The organism is Agrobacterium sp. CGMCC 11546 (assembly GCF_013365515.1).
GTDB lineage: Bacteria > Pseudomonadota > Alphaproteobacteria > Rhizobiales > Rhizobiaceae > Agrobacterium > Agrobacterium fabrum.
Genome location: NZ_CP047388.1, coordinates 520,691 through 538,628 on the forward strand (window position 1 = coordinate 520,691; position 17,938 = coordinate 538,628).

Sequence of the window (17,938 nt, forward strand, 5' to 3'; positions counted from 1 at the left end):
CTCATTTACATACGCCACGTATGTATGTGGTGGACACCCGTTGAACAAGGTGCATCCCGATGTCTAATCCATACAGAGAAATTTTCCGCGCTCCAGGTGCAAAAGGCTTTTCCGCTGCCGGTTTCTTCGCCCGTCTTCCCATTGCCATGGCCCCGATCGGTATCGTCGCCATGCTGTCGCAGACCCATGGCGAATATTGGCTGGCCGGCGCCGTTTCGGCCACCTTCGCCCTGACCAATGCGGCTGCGGCACCACAAATCTCCCGGCTGGTGGATCGCATGGGGCAGAGCCGCGTCCTCATCCCCGCCACCATCATCTCGGTCATCGCCTTTGCCGCATTGATCACCGCGACAAATCAGAGATGGCCGGCCTGGACATTGTTCCTGTCCGCCTTCCTCGCCGCCGCCATGCCGAGCATTCCAGCCATGATGCGCGCCCGCTGGACGGAAATCTTCCGCGACCGGCCGGAACTCAATACGGCTTTCGCCTTTGAATCCGCCGCCGACGAGCTTGTTTATATCGCCGGTGCATCGCTTTCCGTCGGCCTTGCGGTTTCCCTGTTTCCGGAAGCCGGCATGATGATCAGCACCACATTTCTGGCGCTCGGCACCTTTGCCTTCCTGCTGCAACGCTCCACCGAACCGAAGGTGCGGCCGGTGGAAAGCGGACACAGACAGCGTTCGGCCATCTTCCTGCGCCCGGTCCAGATCATCACGCTCGCCCTGATTTTCGTCGGCTCGACTTTCGCCACGGCGGAGGTGAGCGCCGTCGCGATCACCAAGGAGCTTGGCCAACCCGGAGCCGCCAGCCTCGTCATCGGCGTTTATGCCATCGGCTCCTTCGTGGTCGGCCTCACTCTCGGCGCGATAAATCCGAAAATGCCGTTGCAGCGACAATTGCTGATCGCCGTCAGCGTGCTGGCGCTCACCGCGCTGCCACTCCTCGTCGCCAATAGCAGCGTTGCCCTGCTCGCCTTTGCCGTCTTCTTAAGCGGCGTGGCAATCTCGCCTGTTTTCATCACCTCATTCGGCCTGATCGAGCGCCGCGTGCCGGAATCGATGCTGACGGAGGGTGTCACCTGGGTCATGACCGGCATTGGCATAGGCATGGCGTTCGGTGCCTTCATCTCCGGCTGGGTGATCGACAATTTCGGCCCGGACAACGGTTTCTGGGTATCGGTTGCCGCAAGCCTGACCACAGTCGCCATCATCGGCCTTGGTCAGCGCAGCCTGTCGGGAGAAACACGGGATTCGTGTTCGGCATCTGCGGTGCAGCAGCCCGCCGAATAAGAAGAGACGACAGACGTCTTCCGCTGCGAAACCTCGCTAGACAAACCGCAACTGTATGGGCTGAGACTACGGGATCAGCCCATACGCTCGGAGACATGTTCGCCGGGTGATGCAGGGAAAACCACCGTCTTGTTGCCGTTCAGGAAGACCCGCTGATGAATATGGGCGTGGATGGCACGCGCCAGAACCTGGCTTTCCACATCCCGTCCAAGGCTCACATAATCCATCCCGCTCTGGGCATGGGTCACGCGGATCGTATCCTGCTCGATGATCGGGCCTTCATCGAGATCGGCGGTAACATAATGGGCGGTCGCGCCGATCAGTCTCACCCCGCGTTCATAGGCCTGCTTATAAGGGTTGGCGCCCTTGAAGGACGGCAGGAAGGAGTGATGGATATTGATGATACGGCCGGACATTTCCTGACACAGCTGGTCCGACAGAACCTGCATGTAGCGCGCCAGCACCACGAGTTCGGCGCCGGTATCGCGCACCACCTGCAGGATCGCCCCTTCCGCCTCGGGCTTGGTTTCCGGCGTGACGCGGATGTGATGGAAAGGAATATCCTCGTTCACCACCTGTTTCTGGTAATCGAGGTGATTGGAGATCACCGCAACGATTTCTACCGGCAACGCGCCGATGCGGGAGCGATAAAGCAGATCGTTCAGGCAATGGCCAAAGCGTGAGACCATGATCACGATCTTCTTTTTTTGCGAAAGATCGTGAATGTCATAGTCCATATCGAAATCGGCCGCGACGGAACCGAACCCGTCAAGCAGCGCTTCCCGTCCCGATCCCTGCTCGGAAATGAAGCTCAGCCGCATAAAAAACCGGCCGGTCTCCTGATCGGTGAATTGCGAACTGTCGTTGATATTGCAGCCGGACCTGGCGAGATAACCGGAGACAGCGGCGACGATACCGCTGCGTGCCGGGCATGAGACTTTCATGATATAGGTGTTCAAATCCTGCTCCCTGACTGATGCACGCACGGACAGATCGCCCGCGCCGCGGCGCAGATCGTCCATAAACGACCCTCCGGCCATAAACTGGATGCCGGTCCCGACTATATTCAGGACCGGCGAAGTGATTTACGAGACGTAGATCGGGAACGCCTCACAGAGTGCAGCAACCTCTCCCCGCACCTCGGCCTCGACCGCGCTGTCGCCCTCGGCATTCGTGGCCAGCGCATCGATGACACGCAGGATCAGCGCACCGATCTTTTCGAACTCGAGCGTGCCGAAACCGCGGGTGGTGCCGGCCGAGCTGCCAAGACGGATGCCTGAGGTAACAAACGGCTTTTCCGGGTCATTGGGAATGGAGTTCTTGTTGCAGGTAAGTCCCGCCCGCTCCAGCGCGATTTCGGCAATCTTGCCGGTAACGCTCTTCGGGCGCAGATCGACCAGCACCATATGGCTGTCGGTTCCGCCCGAGACGATGCCGAGACCACCCTGTATCAGCACCTTGGCCAGCGCCTGTGCGTTGGCGATGACCTGACCGGCGTAATCGGAAAATTCCGGGCGCAGTGCCTCGCCGAAAGCCACGGCCTTGGCGGCGATGACATGCATCAGCGGGCCGCCCTGATTGCCGGGGAAGACCGCCGAGTTCAGCTTCTTGGCGAGATCGGCATCATTGGTCAGGATTACGCCGCCGCGCGGGCCGCGCAGGGTCTTGTGGGTGGTCGAGGTGGTGACGTGCGCATGGGGCACGGGGTTGGGATAGTGACCGCCGGCGATCAGCCCGGCATAATGGGCCATGTCGACCATCAGATATGCGCCCACTTCATCGGCGATCTCACGGAAGCCGGCAAAATCGATCTGGCGCGGATAGGCCGAAGCGCCGGCGACGATCAGCTTCGGCTTCGTTTCCAACGCTTTCTCGCGCACCTTCTCCATGTCGATCAGGTGGGTTTCGGGGTCAACCTCGTAGGAGACGACATCGAACCACTTGCCGGACATCGTCACCGGCGAACCGTGGGTCAGGTGGCCGCCATGGGCGAGCGAAAGCCCCATGATGCGGTCGCCCGGCTGCAGCAGCGCCAGGAACACGGCTTGGTTGGCCTGCGCGCCGGAATGCGGCTGCACATTGGCAAATTCCGCGCCGAAGAGTTGCTTCAACCGATCGATCGCAATCTGTTCGACCTTGTCGACGAATTCGCAGCCGCCGTAATAACGCTTGCCGGGATAACCCTCGGCATATTTGTTGGTTAGCACCGAGCCCTGTGCCGCCAGAACATCGGCGGAAACGATGTTTTCCGAGGCGATCAGCTCGATCTGCGTCTTCTGGCGGTCGAGTTCCTCGGCGATGGCATCAGCGATCACCGTGTCGGAAACGGCATTGTGTGACAGGCGGTTGAGCATGGTTTTCTCCTCCCAGAATCAGGCGATATCAGCTGCAAGTTCCTTGCAGCCGGTTTCAAGCAAATGGCCAAGATGCGACACGAAGCTGTTCCAGACATCCACGCGGAAACGGTTCTCCGCATCGCGCCACAGCACCACGGTCACGCCGTCGAAAATCGTCCGACGTCCCTCGCCGATAGCAATGGTCTCGATGTCGCGGGCGCAACCTAGCGTCAGCAGTTCGGCGGCCTGCGGACCCTCGATCAGCAGCGTCACCTCGCGTCCGGAAATATCGACGAGGCTGTGCGGATGGCTGGCATAAACGCCTGCGCAGGCGGCGATCAGCCGGTCAGTTTCGGTAATCGGCGCAAGGATAGTCCATTCGTCAGGACCAAGCCGCAGAACCTCGGTTTCGCCTGAGGCGGCGCGGGCGCCGATCCGGTCGGGCAAGCTCAGGCCAAGGGCGGCGTCGAGCGGTGCCAGATCGCCGCGCGCCCGCAGAGACAACCGCGCCTGCGCGGCCAGGATGCTAACCCGGGCCGCTTTGCTCTCGGCCAGCACGCCGGGAAAGGGGGAGGAAACGCGCATGTTCATTGTCATCTCCGGGTCAGATTTTCAGGCGGGTGTTTTCGGGATCGACAAAGACCATCCCGGTGATTTTTGCGGCAATGGTGCGGTCCAGCATCGGAATATAGACGGTCTCGCCCATCCGCTCATGCCCACCTTCCACCAGCGCCAGCGCAATCGGCTGGCCGGCCGCATCCGAATGATAGGAGGAGGTCACATGCCCCACCATCTTCATCGGGATCGGCTGCTTCGCATCGAAAACGATCTGCGCGCCTTCTTCCAGCTTCGAGCGGTCTTCGGTGAGAAGGCCGACGAGGTGGCGACGGCCCTTTGCGACGAGATCGGGGCGGGAAAGGCCGCGCTTGCCGACGAAATCGGGCTTGTTCTTGCCGACAGCCCAGCCCATCGCTGCATCATAAGGCGTCACCGTGCCGTCTGTATCCTGGCCGACGATGATGTAGCCCTTTTCGGCGCGCAGCACATGCATTGTCTCTGTGCCATAAGGCGTGATGCCATATTGCTGGCCGGCCTCCCACAGGATTTCCCACAGCTTGCGGCCGAGAGGTGCCGGCACATTGACCTCGAAGCCGATCTCGCCAGTGAAGCTGACGCGGAACAACCGCGCCGGCATGCCGGCCACGGCGCATTCCAGGCAGGACATATGCGGGAAGGCCTCTTCGGTCAGCTCGACGCCTTCCACCAGCGGCGCAAGCAGCTTTGCCGCATTCGGACCGTTGAGGGCGATGGTCGACCATTGTTCGGTGGTCGAGGTCAGCCAGACATTGAGATCGGGCCATTCGGTCTGGAGGTAATCCTCCATCATGTTCAGCACGCGGGCGGCACCGCCTGTCGTGGTGGTGACATGGAAACGGTCTTCGGTCATGCGGCCGATGACGCCGTCGTCACGGATGAAGCCGTCATCGCCAAGCAGCAGGCCATAACGGCAGCGGCCGGGCGCAAGCTTCGTCCAGGGGTTGGTGTACATGCGATTCATGAACTCGACCGCGTCAGGACCGACGACTTCGATCTTGCCGAGCGTCGAGGCGTCAAAAATGCCGACGCTCTGGCGCACCGCCCGGCATTCGCGGCCGACGGCCGCGTCCATGTCTTCACCCGGCTTCGGGAAATACCAGGCGCGACGCCATTGCCCGACCGGCTCATAGAGCGCGCCATGCTCCTTCGCCCAGCTGTCGATCTGCGTCTTGCGCGTCACCTCGAAATGCTCGCCGCGATGATACCCGGCAAAGGCTCCGAAGGTTGTTGGCGTATAGGGCGGGCGGAAGGTGGTCAGTCCCACCTGCGGCTGGGGTTTGCCAAGGGCTTCCGCCGCAATGTTCAGGCCGTTGATGTTGGACATCTTGCCCTGATCGGTGGCCATGCCGTTGGTCGTATAACGCTTGACGTGTTCGATGGAGCGCATGCCCTCGCGCACAGCGAGCCGCAGGTCCTTGGCGGTCACGTCATTCTGGTAATCGACGAAGGCCTTGGCTTTGCCGGCGTCGCGGTCGCTCAGTAGTTCGGTGTGGGAGACGCCGCTGCCGGTGCGATCATATTCCACCGCATGGCTGGAAACATTAGCGGTCTTGCCAAGTGCTGCAACGACTTCGCGGCCCCGTTCAGCGCCATCCTTCAGCGCGGCCTCGATGCCCCAGAGCCCGCGCCCGGCGCCTGCAATCAAGCAATCCTCATTGGTGAGGGCAGGCAGGAAGGTCGTCCGCTCATCGTCCCAGGCAAGCTTGCCCTGCGTATGGGAGAAGAGATGCAGCGACGGCGTCCAGCCGCCCGACATCAGCACCGCGTCGCAGGCGATCTCCTGTCCCGCAGCGACTGTCGAACCATTCACCGAATTGACGCGAACCGACTTGACGCGCAACCGTCCCGACGTCGCCGTGACCGTATGCGACAGCTTGACCGGAATGCCGAGCGCACGCGCCTCGTTTACCAGTTCCTCGCGCACCTTGGCACGGGTATCGACAATGGCCTGAACGCGCGCGCCGGCACCGTGAAGATCAAAAGCGGCATACCAGGCACTGTCATGGCTCGTGACCACCACCGGGCGGTTTCCGACCTTGACGCCGTAGCGGTTGAGATAGGTCTGGGCAGCGCCTGCGAGCATCACGCCCGGCCGGTCATTGCCGTGGAAGACCAGCGGCTTTTCCAGTGCACCCTGCGCTAGCACCACCTGACGCGCCCGAACGCGCCACAGGCGTTCGCGCGGCGTATCCTTCGGCACGGTTTCGAGATGGTCGGTCAGCTTTTCGCAAAGACCGATCATGTTCTGGTGGTAATAGGCAATCGCTGTCGTGCGCGTCATCACCTTGACGCCCTGTTCCCTCAGCGTCTTCAATTCATCCGCCAGCCAGGTCCATGCGGGCTTGCCGTCGATCTTCGCCTGGGGTTCGGACAGCAGCGTGCCGCCGGCTTCGGCATTTTCATCGACCAGCACGACCTTCAGACCATCGACCGCCGCCGCACGCGCGGCTGCAAGACCCGCGGGACCGCCACCGACGATCATCACATCGCAATGCAGGTTGCGCGAGGCGTAGGTATCGGGGTCTTCTTCCGTCGGAGACACGCCAAGACCTGCGGCCGCGCGAATGAAAGGCTCATAGACCTTGTTCCAGAAGCTCTTCGGCCACATGAAGGTCTTGTAGTAGAAACCGGCCGAAAACAGCATATAGGCCATGTCATTGACAGCGCCGATATCGAAATTCAGGCTCGGAAATTTGTTCTGCGAGGTGGTTTCCAGCCCGTTCCAGATTTCCTGCACCGTAGCGCGGGTATTCGGCTCGAACTGACCGGCGCCACGGCGGGTGCCGATCAGCGCATTCGGCTCCTCGGAACCCGCCGCCACCGGGCCGCGCGGGCGGTGGTATTTGAACGAGCGGCCCATCAGATGCACGCCATTGGCGAGAAGCGCCGAAGCAACGGTATCGCCCTTGACGCCGCGGTAGCTCTTGCCGTCGAAGGTGAAGCTCACGGAACGGGCAGCATCCACCCGGCCGCGGCCGGAAACGCGATAGGAGTTCATTTCGACACCTCGGAGCTTGCTGGTGACCGTGTCAGGGAAGACAGTTCAGGGCGCGGCTCACCCGCGCGATAGGTCGTCAGGAAACGATCGCTCACCGTGTCGCGCACGGCGTTGAAGAAGCGGCCGCAACCATGCAGATGCCGCCAGCGCTCGAAATGCGGACCTTTGACGTTCTCGCGGATGAACAGGAATTCCTCCCATTGTTCATCGCTCTGCGACGACGGGTCGGCGGCACGGACGACATGGGCCTGTCCGGCATAGGTGAATTCGGCTTCGGGCAGCGTTTCGTTGCAATAGGGGCAGCGGATCAGCAGCATGGTGTTATCCTCGGAGCATTTCCAGTAAAAGTGCGGTGCGGTTTTACGTCCGGAAAATGCGTGAATTAATGCGCCACGGCGGCGGCGGCGGCCTCGTCGATCAGGCGGCCGGAGCGGAAGCGTTCCAGCGTGAACGGCGCGTTGATCGGGTGCGGTTCGTTTTTGGCAATGGTCCAGGCGAAGGTATGGGCAGCGCCCGGCGTGGCCTTGAAACCGCCCGTGCCCCAGCCGCAATTGACGTAGAGCCCGTCAACCGGTGTCTTGCCGAGAATGGCCGAACGATCCGGCGTGACATCAACGATGCCGCCCCATTTGCGCAGCATCCGCATGCGGTTGAAGATCGGGAAGATTTCGACGATGGCCGCGATCGTATGCTCGATCAGCGGCAGGCCGCCGCGCTGCGAATAAGAGGTGTACTGGTCCGTGCCCGAACCGATCACCAGCTCGCCCTTGTCGGACTGGCTGATATAGGCATGCACCGCGTTGGACATGACCACGCAGGGGAAGATCGGCTTGATCGGCTCCGATACCAGCGCCTGCAGCGGATAGCTTTCGAGCGGCAGACGCACGCCTGCCGTATCCATGACAACAGATGTGTGGCCAGCGGCAGAGACCGCGACCTTCTTCGCCTTGATGAAGCCGCGCGCCGTTTCCACACCGGCAACTGAGCCATCGGCATTGCGGCGAATGGCGGTGACCGGGCAGTTCTGGATGATATCGACGCCGCGGGCGGCGGCACCGCGCGCATAACCCCAGGCGACCGCATCGTGGCGCGCCGTGCCAGCACGCTCCTGCAATGCGCCGCCCATGACAGGGTAACGGGCATTGGGCGCAAGGCTCAAGGGCGGGCAATATTCCTTGCATTCTTCCGCGCTGAGCCAGCGATTATCGACACCGTTCAGGCGGTTGGAATGGATATGGCGCTTGAAGCTCTGCACGTCGTGCACATTATGCGCCAGCATCAGCACGCCGCGCCGGGAATACATGACGTTGTAGTTCAGTTCCTGGCTGAGATTTTCCCACAGATCGACGGCGTGGTCATAAAGACGAGCGCTCTCGTCATAGAGATAGTTGGAGCGGATGATCGTCGTGTTGCGGCCGGTATTGCCGCCGCCGAGCCAGCCCTTGTCGATGACGGCCACGTTGGTGATGCCGTGCTGGCTGGCCAGATAATAGGCCGCGCCCAGACCATGGCCGCCGGCGCCGACGATGACCACGTCATATTCGGCTTTCGGCTGGCTGTCAGGCCACTGCTCATCCCAGTTCTTGTTGCCGGTCAGGGCATTCCGCAAAAGATTGAAGGCATTAAAACGCGTCATAGCGGGACCCGGTGGTTGGAAAGCTCATGTCATAAAATCTAGGAGCATTTGCCCAACCCCGGCTGGACAATCGCGTCTGTTTGCATGAATATTTGCGCCATGACCTCTCCTCGCGCCAAGAAACGCCTCAGCGTCGCCTTCCTGCTTGCCGATCGCTTCACGCTGTCGGCCTTCGCGAATTTTGTCGATGTGCTGCGCCTTGCCGCAGACGAGGCCGACCGCTCCCGGCCGATCCTGTGTGAATGGTCGGTGCTCTCGGCAACGCTCGCCAACGTGCAGTCGAGCTGCGGCGTGAAGGTGCAACCGGATACGCGGCTGATCGATGCCGGACACTACGATTATATCGTCGTTGTCGGCGGGTTGATCAGCGACCACAGCGCCCTGCCACCGGAAGCGCTGCGCTTCCTGAAAGATCGGGCGGCGGCGGGCATTCCGATTGTCGGACTCTGCACCGGCGTCTTCATCCTGCACGAAGCGGGCCTTCTCGATGGCTATCGCTGCTGCGTGAGCTGGTTTCACCGCCAGGATTTTCTGGACCGTTTCGACACGGTGCAAATGGTCTCCGACCAGATCTTCGTCATTGATCGTGACCGGCTGACCTGTTCCGGCGGCCATGGCGCCGCGCATCTGGCGGCCTTTCTCGTCGAGCGCCATGTCGGCCAGTCCGCCGCGATCAAAAGCCTCAACATCATGATGATCGACAGCGCGCTGAGCGGCGAAAAACCCCAACCCGGCCAGCAGAGCGCGCGCAAGGCCAATGACCCCCTGGTCAAGAAGGCGATCCTGCGGATGCAGCAGAATATCGAGGTTCCGAGAACGGTGCTGGAACTGGCCCACGACCTCGGCCTTGGCCGCCGCAGCCTCGAACGGCGTTTTCTCAATGACCTGAAGGCGACACCGTCAAAGGTCTATCTCGAGCTCCGGCTGGATCGCGCCCTGTCACTTCTGCGCACGACGCATGACCCGATCACCCAGATAGCACTTGCCACCGGCTTCTGCGACGCGCCGCATCTTTCCCGCACGCTCAGGACCGAGCGCGGCTTTACCCCCAGCGAATATCGCAAGACCCAGGCCGGCCACACGGCAACCGACGAGGAATTCGCCGTCGGCGTGCTGCTTCCCCATTCCTGAATGGCCGGTGTCTACGAACCGGTGCCCATGAAGGTCAGCCGGGTGAAGGCGGTATAGCTGGATTCCGAGGCCATCAGGGCTGCGAAGACGAGCACCAGGACCGGGGGAAGCAGGATGGCATAGATCAGGACCAGCCGTTCCCAGGCCAGATGCATGAAGATCGCGATGATGAGCCCCGCCTTCAGCAGCATGAACAGGATGATCAGCGACCATCGGGCATAGCTCTGAATGCCGAGATAATCGACCAGGTAGGAGAAGGTGCTGAGGACGAAAAGCAGCCCCCAGGCCACCATGTAAAGCCTGATCGGATGCTGCTGTCCGTGTTGTGTCTGTTGCTCTGCCATGATGCCATCCTCACTCACCACAGATAGAAGAATGCAAAGATGAAGACCCACACCAGATCCACGAAGTGCCAATAAAGGCCCATGACCTCGACGACCTCATAATGCCCCTTGCGGCTGGTGAAAAATCCGCGCCTTCCCTCATCGAAATCTCCCCGCCATACCTTGCGCGCGATGATGAGGAGGAACAGCACACCGATCGAGACATGGGTGCCGTGAAAGCCGGTGATCATGAAGAACGAGGAGCCGAATTGCGCGGCACCCCACGGGTTTTCCCAGGGGCGCACGCCCTCCGCGATCAGCTTGCTCCACTCGAAAGCCTGCATTCCGACGAATGTTGCACCGAGTGCCGCCGTGACGACCATCAGTGCCGCGGTTTTGCGGCGATCGCGGCGGTATCCGAAGTTGACGGCCATGGCCATCGTGCCGCTGCTGCTGATGAGAACGAAGGTCATGATGGCGATCAGGATCAGCGGAATCTCCCTGCCGCCGATCGTCAGGGCGAAAACCTCACTCGGATTGGGCCAGGCGACGGTGGTGGACATGCGCGCCGCCATGTAGGCCAGTAGAAAACAGCCGAAAATGAAGATGTCGCTCAGGATGAAGATCCACATCATCGCCTTGCCCCAGGAGACGTTCTTGAACGCCCGCTGGTCCGACGACAGATCGGCGGCGACGCCGCGCAGTCCCGTTGGCCGCAGATGCGGATCATTTGCTGGTCTTTCCACGGATACGGTCATGATCGACACTCCCTAGAGGATTTCCGGTAAAAGTGCGTAGCGGTTTCATGTCCGGAAAATCCGATGCTTAGAAAATAGAACGGCGGGACCATTTCGTCTCCCGCCGCTTTAGCTGACCAGTTGACTGCAGAGATCGACGAAACTGTTTGCCCAGCCGGCGAAAAGCGCAAAAAGGACGAGCCAGACGACCAGCATGAAATGCCAGTAGATGGCGCACAGCTCCACGCCAAGGCGTATCCGTGCTGACAGGGGTGCGCCCCGGGCGCGGATCGTGACGCGTCCAAGCACGAAAAGCCCGCCCACTATATGCAGGCCGTGCAGCCCTGTTATCATGTAGAAGAAGCTGTTCGATGGATTATCCGCCAGCACGTAACCTGCGGAGGTCAGTTGGCGCCAGGCCATGATCTGTCCGGCGACGAAGAGAAGGCCCGTCACGAAAGCCGTTGCAAGCGCCGCGTTCAGCCTGTCGCGGTGAACGGTACCGGCTTCGGTCTTCGCCCATTGCAGCGTCAGACTGCTGGCGACAAGGGCGGCGGTGTTTGCCCATAAAAGGCCGGGGATCGGGATACCCCACCAGTCTGCGCCGCCCATGCGGCCGAGATAGGCGCTGATGAGCAGCGCGAACAACGCACCGACGACACCCAAAAAAACGCCGAGCCCGAGTTTGGCGATCACCACCGGCGATCCCTGTAGCTGCGGCGTATCGCCCGCCGATCCCGCTTCCAGCCACGGTTTCGAGGTTAACCGCTGTCCCGCCATCCACCAGCCGATGACGCCCGTGATGCCCGCCATGAAAATGAGAATGGCGATCATGGCGAGGCCCTCGTGGACGGCCCGGTTGCCACCGGCTGATTTTGCGGCAGGAAGTCCTCATCCGCGCCGGGCACGCTGTAGTCATAAGGCCAGCGATAAACGACAGGCAGGTCCCTGCCCCAGTTTCCGTGGACCGGCGGCGTTTGCGGCGTCTGCCATTCCAGCGTCGTCGCCCGCCATGGATTGCCGCCCGCCGGTTTGCCCGAGCGCAGGCTCCAGGCGAGATTGAACAGGAACAGCAGCTGCGCCGCACCGACGATCAGCGCAGCAACGGAAATGAACATGTTCAGCGTATGCGCAGACGGTGGAATGAAAGCGGTTTCGCCCAGCTCGTAATAGCGGCGCGGCACGCCCATCAACCCGAGATAATGCATCGGGAAGAAGATGGCATAGGCGCCGAGAAAGGTGATCCAGAAATGGATATGCCCCATTGCCGTGTTCAGCATGCGGCCGGTGACCTTCGGATACCAATGGTGGATCGCGCCGAAGATCACCATGATCGGTGCTACTCCCATCACCATATGAAAATGGGCGACGACGAACATGGTATCGGAAAGCGGCACGTCGACCACGACATTGCCGAGGAAGAGGCCCGTCAAGCCGCCATTGACGAAGGTGACGATGAAGGCGAGCGCAAACAGCATCGGCAGGTTGAGATGAATATCGCCGCGCCAGAGCGTCAGCACCCAGTTATAGACCTTGATCGCCGTCGGCACGGCAATGATCAGCGTCGTGGTGGCGAAAAAGAAGCCAAAATCCGGATTCATGCCGCTGACATACATGTGATGCGCCCACACGACGAAACTCAACGCCGCGATGATGACGATCGCCCAGACCATCATCCGGTAACCGAAGATATTCTTGCGCGCATGGGTGCTGATGAGATCCGAAACGATACCGAAGGCCGGAAGCGCAACGATATAGACCTCCGGATGGCCGAAGAACCAGAAAAGGTGCTGGAATAGGATGGGACTGCCGCCCCCCTGCTTCAGCTGTTCGCCCATCTCGACGATGGAGGGCATGAAGAAGCTGGTGCCGAGCAGCCGGTCGAACAACATCATGACGGCGGCGACGAGGAGCGCCGGGAAGGCGAGCAGCGCCATGGCAGTCGCCGTGAAAATGCCCCAGATCGTCAGGGGCATACGCATCAGGGTCATACCGCGTGTGCGGCCCTGCAACACGGTGACGACGTAATTCAGCCCGCCCAGCGTGAAGCCGATGATGAACAGGATCAACGACGACAGCATCAGGATGATGCCCCAGTCGCGCCCGCCCGGCGTTCCCGACAGCAGCGCCTGCGGCGGATAAAGCGTCCAGCCGGCCCCCGTCGGCCCGCCGGGCGCGAAGAAACCAGCAACCAGAACCATGACGGCGCAGAGATAGAGCCAGTAGCTCAGCATGTTCGCATAGGGAAACACCATGTCGCGCGCGCCGAGCATCAGCGGGATCAGGTAATTGCCGAAGCCGCCGAGAAACAGCGCCGTCAGCAGATAGATCACCATGATCATGCCGTGCATGGTGATGAACTGATAATAATGTTCCGCGTCGATGAAGGAGAAATAGCCGGGAAAACCGAGCTGCAACCGCATCAGCCACGATAGCGTCAGCGCCACCAGGCCGATTGCCGTGGCCGTCAGGAAATATTGAATGGCGATGATCTTGGCATCCTGGCTGAAGACATATTTCGTCCACCAGCTTTTCGGGTGATAAAGCTCGACGTCCTCGACTTCAGCGGGCTCGATGAGCTGCCCGGCAACGGATCCAGTCTCGACCATATTCCATCCTCCCTATCCCCTGCGATGCAGCTTTTCCTTCCGATATGCACGGTGCTTATCTCACCGCCGGCATTTCCACCGAGGCCAGCAATTTCGAAAATGTCGGCTGCTGCTCCAGCCAGGCCTGATAGTCAGCCTCGGTATCGACGATGACGGTGCCCCGCATCTGCGGATGTCCGACGCCGCACAATTCCGCGCAGAGAACCTCGAAAGTCCCCGTCCGCGTGGGGGTAAACCAGTAATAGGTAACCGAGCCGGGGAGCATGTCCATCTTGGCCCGGAATTCCGGAACGTAGAAATCATGGACGACATCAATCGCCCGTAGCAGCATTTTTACCGGCTTGCCGACGGGCAAATGCAACTCACCGCCTTCAACGATGACATCGTCCATTCCGGCGGGATCTTGTCTGTTCAAACCGAGCGGATTGTCCGATGTGATGGCCCGTGTGTCCGCCCGTCCAAGCCGACCGTCCGCGCCTGGCAGCCGGAAACTCCATTGCCATTGCTGGCCGACGACCTCCACCTCGCTGGCCCCATCAGGCACCGTCACGAACTGATTCCAAACGAAAAGGCCAGGCAGGAGCATTGCGGCCACACCGACCCCGGTGCCGCCCGCCAGCCACGCTTCCAGGCGCTTGTTCTCCGGCTGGTAAGCCGCCCGGTTCCCGGCGCGGTGCCTGAAGCGAAACACGCAATAGGCTACGAACAGGACGATGGCCGAGAAAACAAAGCCGGTGATCCAGAAGGTGATGATGATCGTATTGTCGATATAGCTCCAGTTGGAGGCGATCGGCGTCCACCACCAGGGGCTCAGCAGGTGGAATGCGATCGATCCCACCACCAGCAGAACGAGAACCACAACGACAGCCATCGTCTCCTCCCTGACCCGGCCGCGAATACCTCTACGAGCCTGTCGCGAAGTATATTAGAATTATCTCATTAACAGGCCGGACGGGCAATTGCGGTAAAGGCAGCGGCTCGTCCCGCCCATTTTTTCCCGCTACTTCGAATATTGCTTCAGATAGGCGATCAGATTGGTGATGTCGGTATCGTCCTTCAGTCCGACAAAGGCCATTTTCGTGCCCTTCACCTTCGCCTTGGGATCGTGCAGATAATCGCGCAGCGACGTCTCGTTCCAGACCAGACCAGCCTTTCCCACATCCTGCATCGCCTGCGAATAGGCGAAGTTCGGGTGTGTGCCGGCAGTTCTGCCGAACAGGCCGTTCAGCGAGGGGCCGACTTTGTTCTGGTCCGTTTCAGCGACATGGCAGATGCCGCATTTTTTGAAAACAGTGGCCCCGGCGGCAGGATCGCCCTCCTGTGCGCCGACCTCGATCGGGAAAGCAATGGCGAAAAGCAGACAGATCGGAAGAAAACGATACCACATGGCATCCTCGCACTCTCCATGGCCGTCCCGACCATGGCGGTTCCCTTTGAGCGGGATCCGCAACGGCAAGGAGGATGATCTACGGATAGATTTCCTTTATGAATTCAAGGCTTATGGCCTGGATAACCCGGGACGATCAATTTTCGATAGAGGTGCCAGGTCGAATGTCCGAGGATGGGCATGACGACCGCAAGGCCGATAAAGGCGGGGATCGTGCCCACGAAAAGCAATGCCGCGACGATCAAGCCCCAAAGCATAACCGGAACTGGATTGGCAAGGGTGGCGCGTATGCTCGCATCCACCGCCGCGACTGCACCGACATCCCGGTCAAGCAGCAGCGGGAACGTCACCACGGTTGTCGCCAGCACGATGACCGCGAAAACGAAACCGGCCAGATTGCCCCAGATGATAAGGGAAAGGCCCTGTGAAGTGGTCATCACATCCGACACGAATGTCGAGAGCGAGACGGGACCGGCCGCGTCGAAAGTCGCGGTATAGATGCTTTGCGCAACAATCAGCCAGACCGCGAAAAGCGCAAGCAGCATGACGGCTACCGCGATGATCGACGGCATGGCCGGAGAGTGGCGAACTTCCAGCGCGTGGCGCCATGAGCTATCCAGCCCCTGCTCGCGCCGCCGGCTGATTTCATAAAGACCGATGGCCGCGATCGGCCCGATCAGCGCAAAACCCGATATCAGCGGATAAATCAGCGGCAGCAGATTTGCGCCCGAACTCCACATCACCAGAAATACACCGGCGATCGGATACATAAGACAGAGAAAGACATAGTGGGACGGCTTCTCCTTGAAGTCATCAAGTCCCAACCGCAACGCATCGACAATATCTGCAACGCCAATCTTGCGGACTTCCGGGCGAGTATATTCTCCGCTCGCACCGGCCATGACATGGAATGCCGTCATAGCACTTCTCCTCCTGCGCCATGATCCGGCTGGCGGCACAGGAACGCCCGGTGACTTTTATCCGTGCGTCAAACCGCAACCGGCTGACTTGTAATCTATCAAATTCTGCCGCCTTTGTCGCCTATTGTTTAAGTTGCAGAAACCAGTGGTCTGCGCCGGCACAGGCGACAGGATCCTGCCGGCTACGCGCATTGGGCCAAAGCACCGGCGACCCGAAAAACCGCATGCGATCTGCTGGCTGCCCGATCGCATGTGGTCACTTGGTAGACCCGTAGATCAACAGGCCGTCAGTAGTCCCAGAAAACCGGCACCCAGCGGAAGGCATCGCCGTCAACAGCGACATGGCCGACCGAAGGGAACGGCATATGGGTGGCGACCAGCAGCTCCCCTGTCGCCGCCAGTTCCCGCAAGAGCCGGACGCGGACGCGGGCGGCCTCTTCCGGGTCGTGCTCAAAGCCATTGAACCAGTCGGGATGTTCGAAACCGACCGCGAACACGGCATCGCCCGCAAACATCAGACGGTCCTTGCCGGAGGCAACGCGGACCACGCTATGCCCGGGCGTATGACCGCCCGTGCGCGAGACGACGACACCCGGTGCCACCTGGTATTCGTCATCGAACAGCCGGAGCTGGTCCTGATATTCCTTGGCGAAACGTTTGGCAGTTGCGCGAAGTGCATCCGGGAAGCCGGCCGGCATGTTCACATGCGTGAAATCAGGCGCTTCCCAGAATTTGACTTCCGCGGCGGCGACGTGGATGCGAAGATCCGGTCGCAGCCGTTCCTTCACGCCGTCAACCAGCAGTCCGCCAACGTGGTCCATGTGCATGTGGGTCAGCACGACGTCGGTCACCGACCCGAGATCGATGCCGGCGCTCTCCAGTCGTTTGACCAGTTGCCCGGCCCGAGGCAGGTTCAATTCCGGATCCAATCCGAGACCGGCATCGATGAGGATGACCTGTGCGCCGCTACGCACCACCACCGCGTTCAGCGCCCAGTCGAAAGCTTCCTGCGGCAGGAACATGTTGTCCAGCCAGACGGCGCGCTCTGCGGCATCGACATTGTGTCCCAGCATCTTGGTCGGAAGCGGCAGCACGCCGTCGCTGATGACAAGCACTTCGATCTCGCCGATCTTGACCGCATAGCGCGATGGAACCAGTTCCTCGGGTGCCGGCCTGCCGGTATGTGGGGTGTTGTCCAAGCTCATATCTGTCTCCTGCTGACCCGTCCTGCGGGAATTTGCTTCTGTCTGCGTCATGATGCGCTCCTGTTCTGCGCGGGTTGGAACGTGGGACACGAACCATGCGGCGAAGTGTATGGAGATGCGTTTTGACGGTCGATTGAGCTGAGGAAGGGGGAGGACTACCCCCAGGCACAGGGTTGACTGTTCCGTTCGTTTACGAGACCGAGCGTTGAGCCATGGACGCCCTGGCGTTTCGAAAATGGCCTTGAGACACGTCGAGGTCATCTGTCACCAAGGCAGAGGCCTCGGTCGGCGCGATTGTCTTCAAGGTCAAGCGGCTAGCTCTCCCATCAACTGCGCCGGCGGCAACAACCATGATGTTGGTGCAAGACGAAGCTGCGGCAAATATCGGGTTGGGCTCAGTCCCGCCCGATATCCAGGACGTCGCGAACGGCAGCAAGCAGGGCGTGTCCGTCGAACGGTTTGCGAAGGAAGCCGCCAATGCCCCGGTCTTGGTCGGCGATTTCGTGCCGTCCGCTCATCAGGAAGACCGGTAGTTCCGGGCTCGCCTGCCGGACAATATCGCGAAGCTCGAACCCGTCGGCACCGGGCATGCCAATATCGGTGATCAGCACATCCACACCCTGAAGCCCGAAGGCCAGCAATGCCTCCCCCGATGGAAAGCTCTGAGTTCCGTATCCCGCCGATTCGAGCAGTTCCACCAATGAAGCAAGCACCCTCGGGTCGTCGTCAACGATCGCCACCACAGGCCTGTTCATATCGTCTTCCCTCCG

Annotated in this window: 17 protein-coding genes; 2 read left to right on the top strand and 15 right to left on the bottom strand. The window is 60.7% G+C overall.

Features of this window, described 5'->3' with window-relative positions; translation table 11 throughout:
- Nucleotides 1-59 precede the first annotated feature (59 nt).
- Nucleotides 60-1,289, top strand: a complete 1,230-nt coding sequence (locus tag GSF67_RS17175) for an MFS transporter (protein ID WP_006315926.1) — start codon at nt 60-62, stop codon at nt 1,287-1,289.
- Between the two features lie 74 nt (nt 1,290-1,363).
- Here the strand turns inward: GSF67_RS17175 and purU are convergent, their stop codons facing one another.
- From purU to GSF67_RS17205, 6 genes are all read right to left on the bottom strand, one after another.
- Nucleotides 1,364-2,248, bottom strand: a complete 885-nt coding sequence (purU, locus tag GSF67_RS17180; RefSeq protein WP_035216609.1) for a formyltetrahydrofolate deformylase — start codon at nt 2,246-2,248, stop codon at nt 1,364-1,366.
- 126 nt (nt 2,249-2,374) lie between these two features.
- On the bottom strand, nt 2,375-3,643 hold the full coding sequence (gene glyA / locus GSF67_RS17185) for a serine hydroxymethyltransferase (protein WP_006315928.1): 1,269 nt from the start codon (nt 3,641-3,643) through the stop codon (nt 2,375-2,377).
- An 18-nt stretch (nt 3,644-3,661) separates the two neighbouring features.
- Complete coding sequence (gene soxG, locus GSF67_RS17190) at nt 3,662-4,216, bottom strand: sarcosine oxidase subunit gamma family protein (protein ID WP_006315929.1); 555 nt, start codon at nt 4,214-4,216, stop codon at nt 3,662-3,664.
- A gap of 13 nt (nt 4,217-4,229) precedes the next feature.
- The gene (locus GSF67_RS17195) at nt 4,230-7,220 is read right to left on the bottom strand and encodes a sarcosine oxidase subunit alpha (RefSeq protein WP_006315930.1); all 2,991 of its coding nucleotides are present in this window, start codon (nt 7,218-7,220) and stop codon (nt 4,230-4,232) included.
- Nucleotides 7,217-7,537, bottom strand: coding sequence for a sarcosine oxidase subunit delta (locus GSF67_RS17200; protein ID WP_006315931.1), 321 nt, complete (start codon nt 7,535-7,537; stop codon nt 7,217-7,219). Before GSF67_RS17200 ends, GSF67_RS17195 begins: the two co-directional genes overlap by 4 nt.
- Before the next feature lie 65 nt (nt 7,538-7,602).
- The gene (locus GSF67_RS17205) at nt 7,603-8,856 is read right to left on the bottom strand and encodes a sarcosine oxidase subunit beta family protein (protein WP_006315932.1); all 1,254 of its coding nucleotides are present in this window, start codon (nt 8,854-8,856) and stop codon (nt 7,603-7,605) included.
- An 84-nt stretch (nt 8,857-8,940) separates the two neighbouring features.
- Here GSF67_RS17205 and GSF67_RS17210 point away from each other — a divergent pair, with 84 nt between their 5' ends.
- Nucleotides 8,941-9,987 carry a GlxA family transcriptional regulator gene (locus tag GSF67_RS17210; RefSeq protein WP_006315933.1) on the top strand — a complete coding sequence of 349 codons (1,047 nt, stop codon included), beginning with the start codon at nt 8,941-8,943 and terminating at the stop codon, nt 9,985-9,987.
- An 11-nt stretch (nt 9,988-9,998) separates the two neighbouring features.
- Here GSF67_RS17210 and GSF67_RS17215 read toward each other — a convergent pair whose 3' ends face one another.
- The 9 genes from GSF67_RS17215 to GSF67_RS17255 form a co-directional block, all read right to left on the bottom strand.
- On the bottom strand, nt 9,999-10,331 hold the full coding sequence (locus GSF67_RS17215) for a cytochrome C oxidase subunit IV family protein (RefSeq protein WP_006315934.1): 333 nt from the start codon (nt 10,329-10,331) through the stop codon (nt 9,999-10,001).
- Nucleotides 10,332-10,345: 14 nt separating this feature from the next.
- Nucleotides 10,346-11,068, bottom strand: a complete 723-nt coding sequence (locus tag GSF67_RS17220) for a heme-copper oxidase subunit III family protein (RefSeq protein WP_035216567.1) — start codon at nt 11,066-11,068, stop codon at nt 10,346-10,348.
- A gap of 108 nt (nt 11,069-11,176) precedes the next feature.
- Nucleotides 11,177-11,881, bottom strand: a complete 705-nt coding sequence (locus GSF67_RS17225) for a cytochrome c oxidase subunit 3 (RefSeq protein WP_006315936.1) — start codon at nt 11,879-11,881, stop codon at nt 11,177-11,179.
- Nucleotides 11,878-13,656 carry a cbb3-type cytochrome c oxidase subunit I gene (locus GSF67_RS17230; protein ID WP_006315937.1) on the bottom strand — a complete coding sequence of 593 codons (1,779 nt, stop codon included), beginning with the start codon at nt 13,654-13,656 and terminating at the stop codon, nt 11,878-11,880. Before GSF67_RS17230 ends, GSF67_RS17225 begins: the two co-directional genes overlap by 4 nt.
- A 55-nt stretch (nt 13,657-13,711) precedes the next feature.
- Complete coding sequence (locus GSF67_RS17235; protein WP_006315938.1) at nt 13,712-14,527, bottom strand: cytochrome c oxidase subunit II; 816 nt, start codon at nt 14,525-14,527, stop codon at nt 13,712-13,714.
- A gap of 129 nt (nt 14,528-14,656) precedes the next feature.
- Nucleotides 14,657-15,043, bottom strand: a complete 387-nt coding sequence (locus GSF67_RS17240) for a cytochrome c family protein (protein WP_006315939.1) — start codon at nt 15,041-15,043, stop codon at nt 14,657-14,659.
- 104 nt (nt 15,044-15,147) lie between these two features.
- Complete coding sequence (locus GSF67_RS17245) at nt 15,148-15,963, bottom strand: DUF2189 domain-containing protein (RefSeq protein ID WP_006315940.1); 816 nt, start codon at nt 15,961-15,963, stop codon at nt 15,148-15,150.
- Between the two features lie 287 nt (nt 15,964-16,250).
- Nucleotides 16,251-17,219 carry an MBL fold metallo-hydrolase gene (locus tag GSF67_RS17250; protein ID WP_006315942.1) on the bottom strand — a complete coding sequence of 323 codons (969 nt, stop codon included), beginning with the start codon at nt 17,217-17,219 and terminating at the stop codon, nt 16,251-16,253.
- A gap of 344 nt (nt 17,220-17,563) precedes the next feature.
- Entirely contained in the window at nt 17,564-17,923 is a 360-nt protein-coding gene (locus GSF67_RS17255; RefSeq protein ID WP_006315944.1) for a response regulator, read from the bottom strand.
- Nucleotides 17,924-17,938 lie beyond the last annotated feature (15 nt).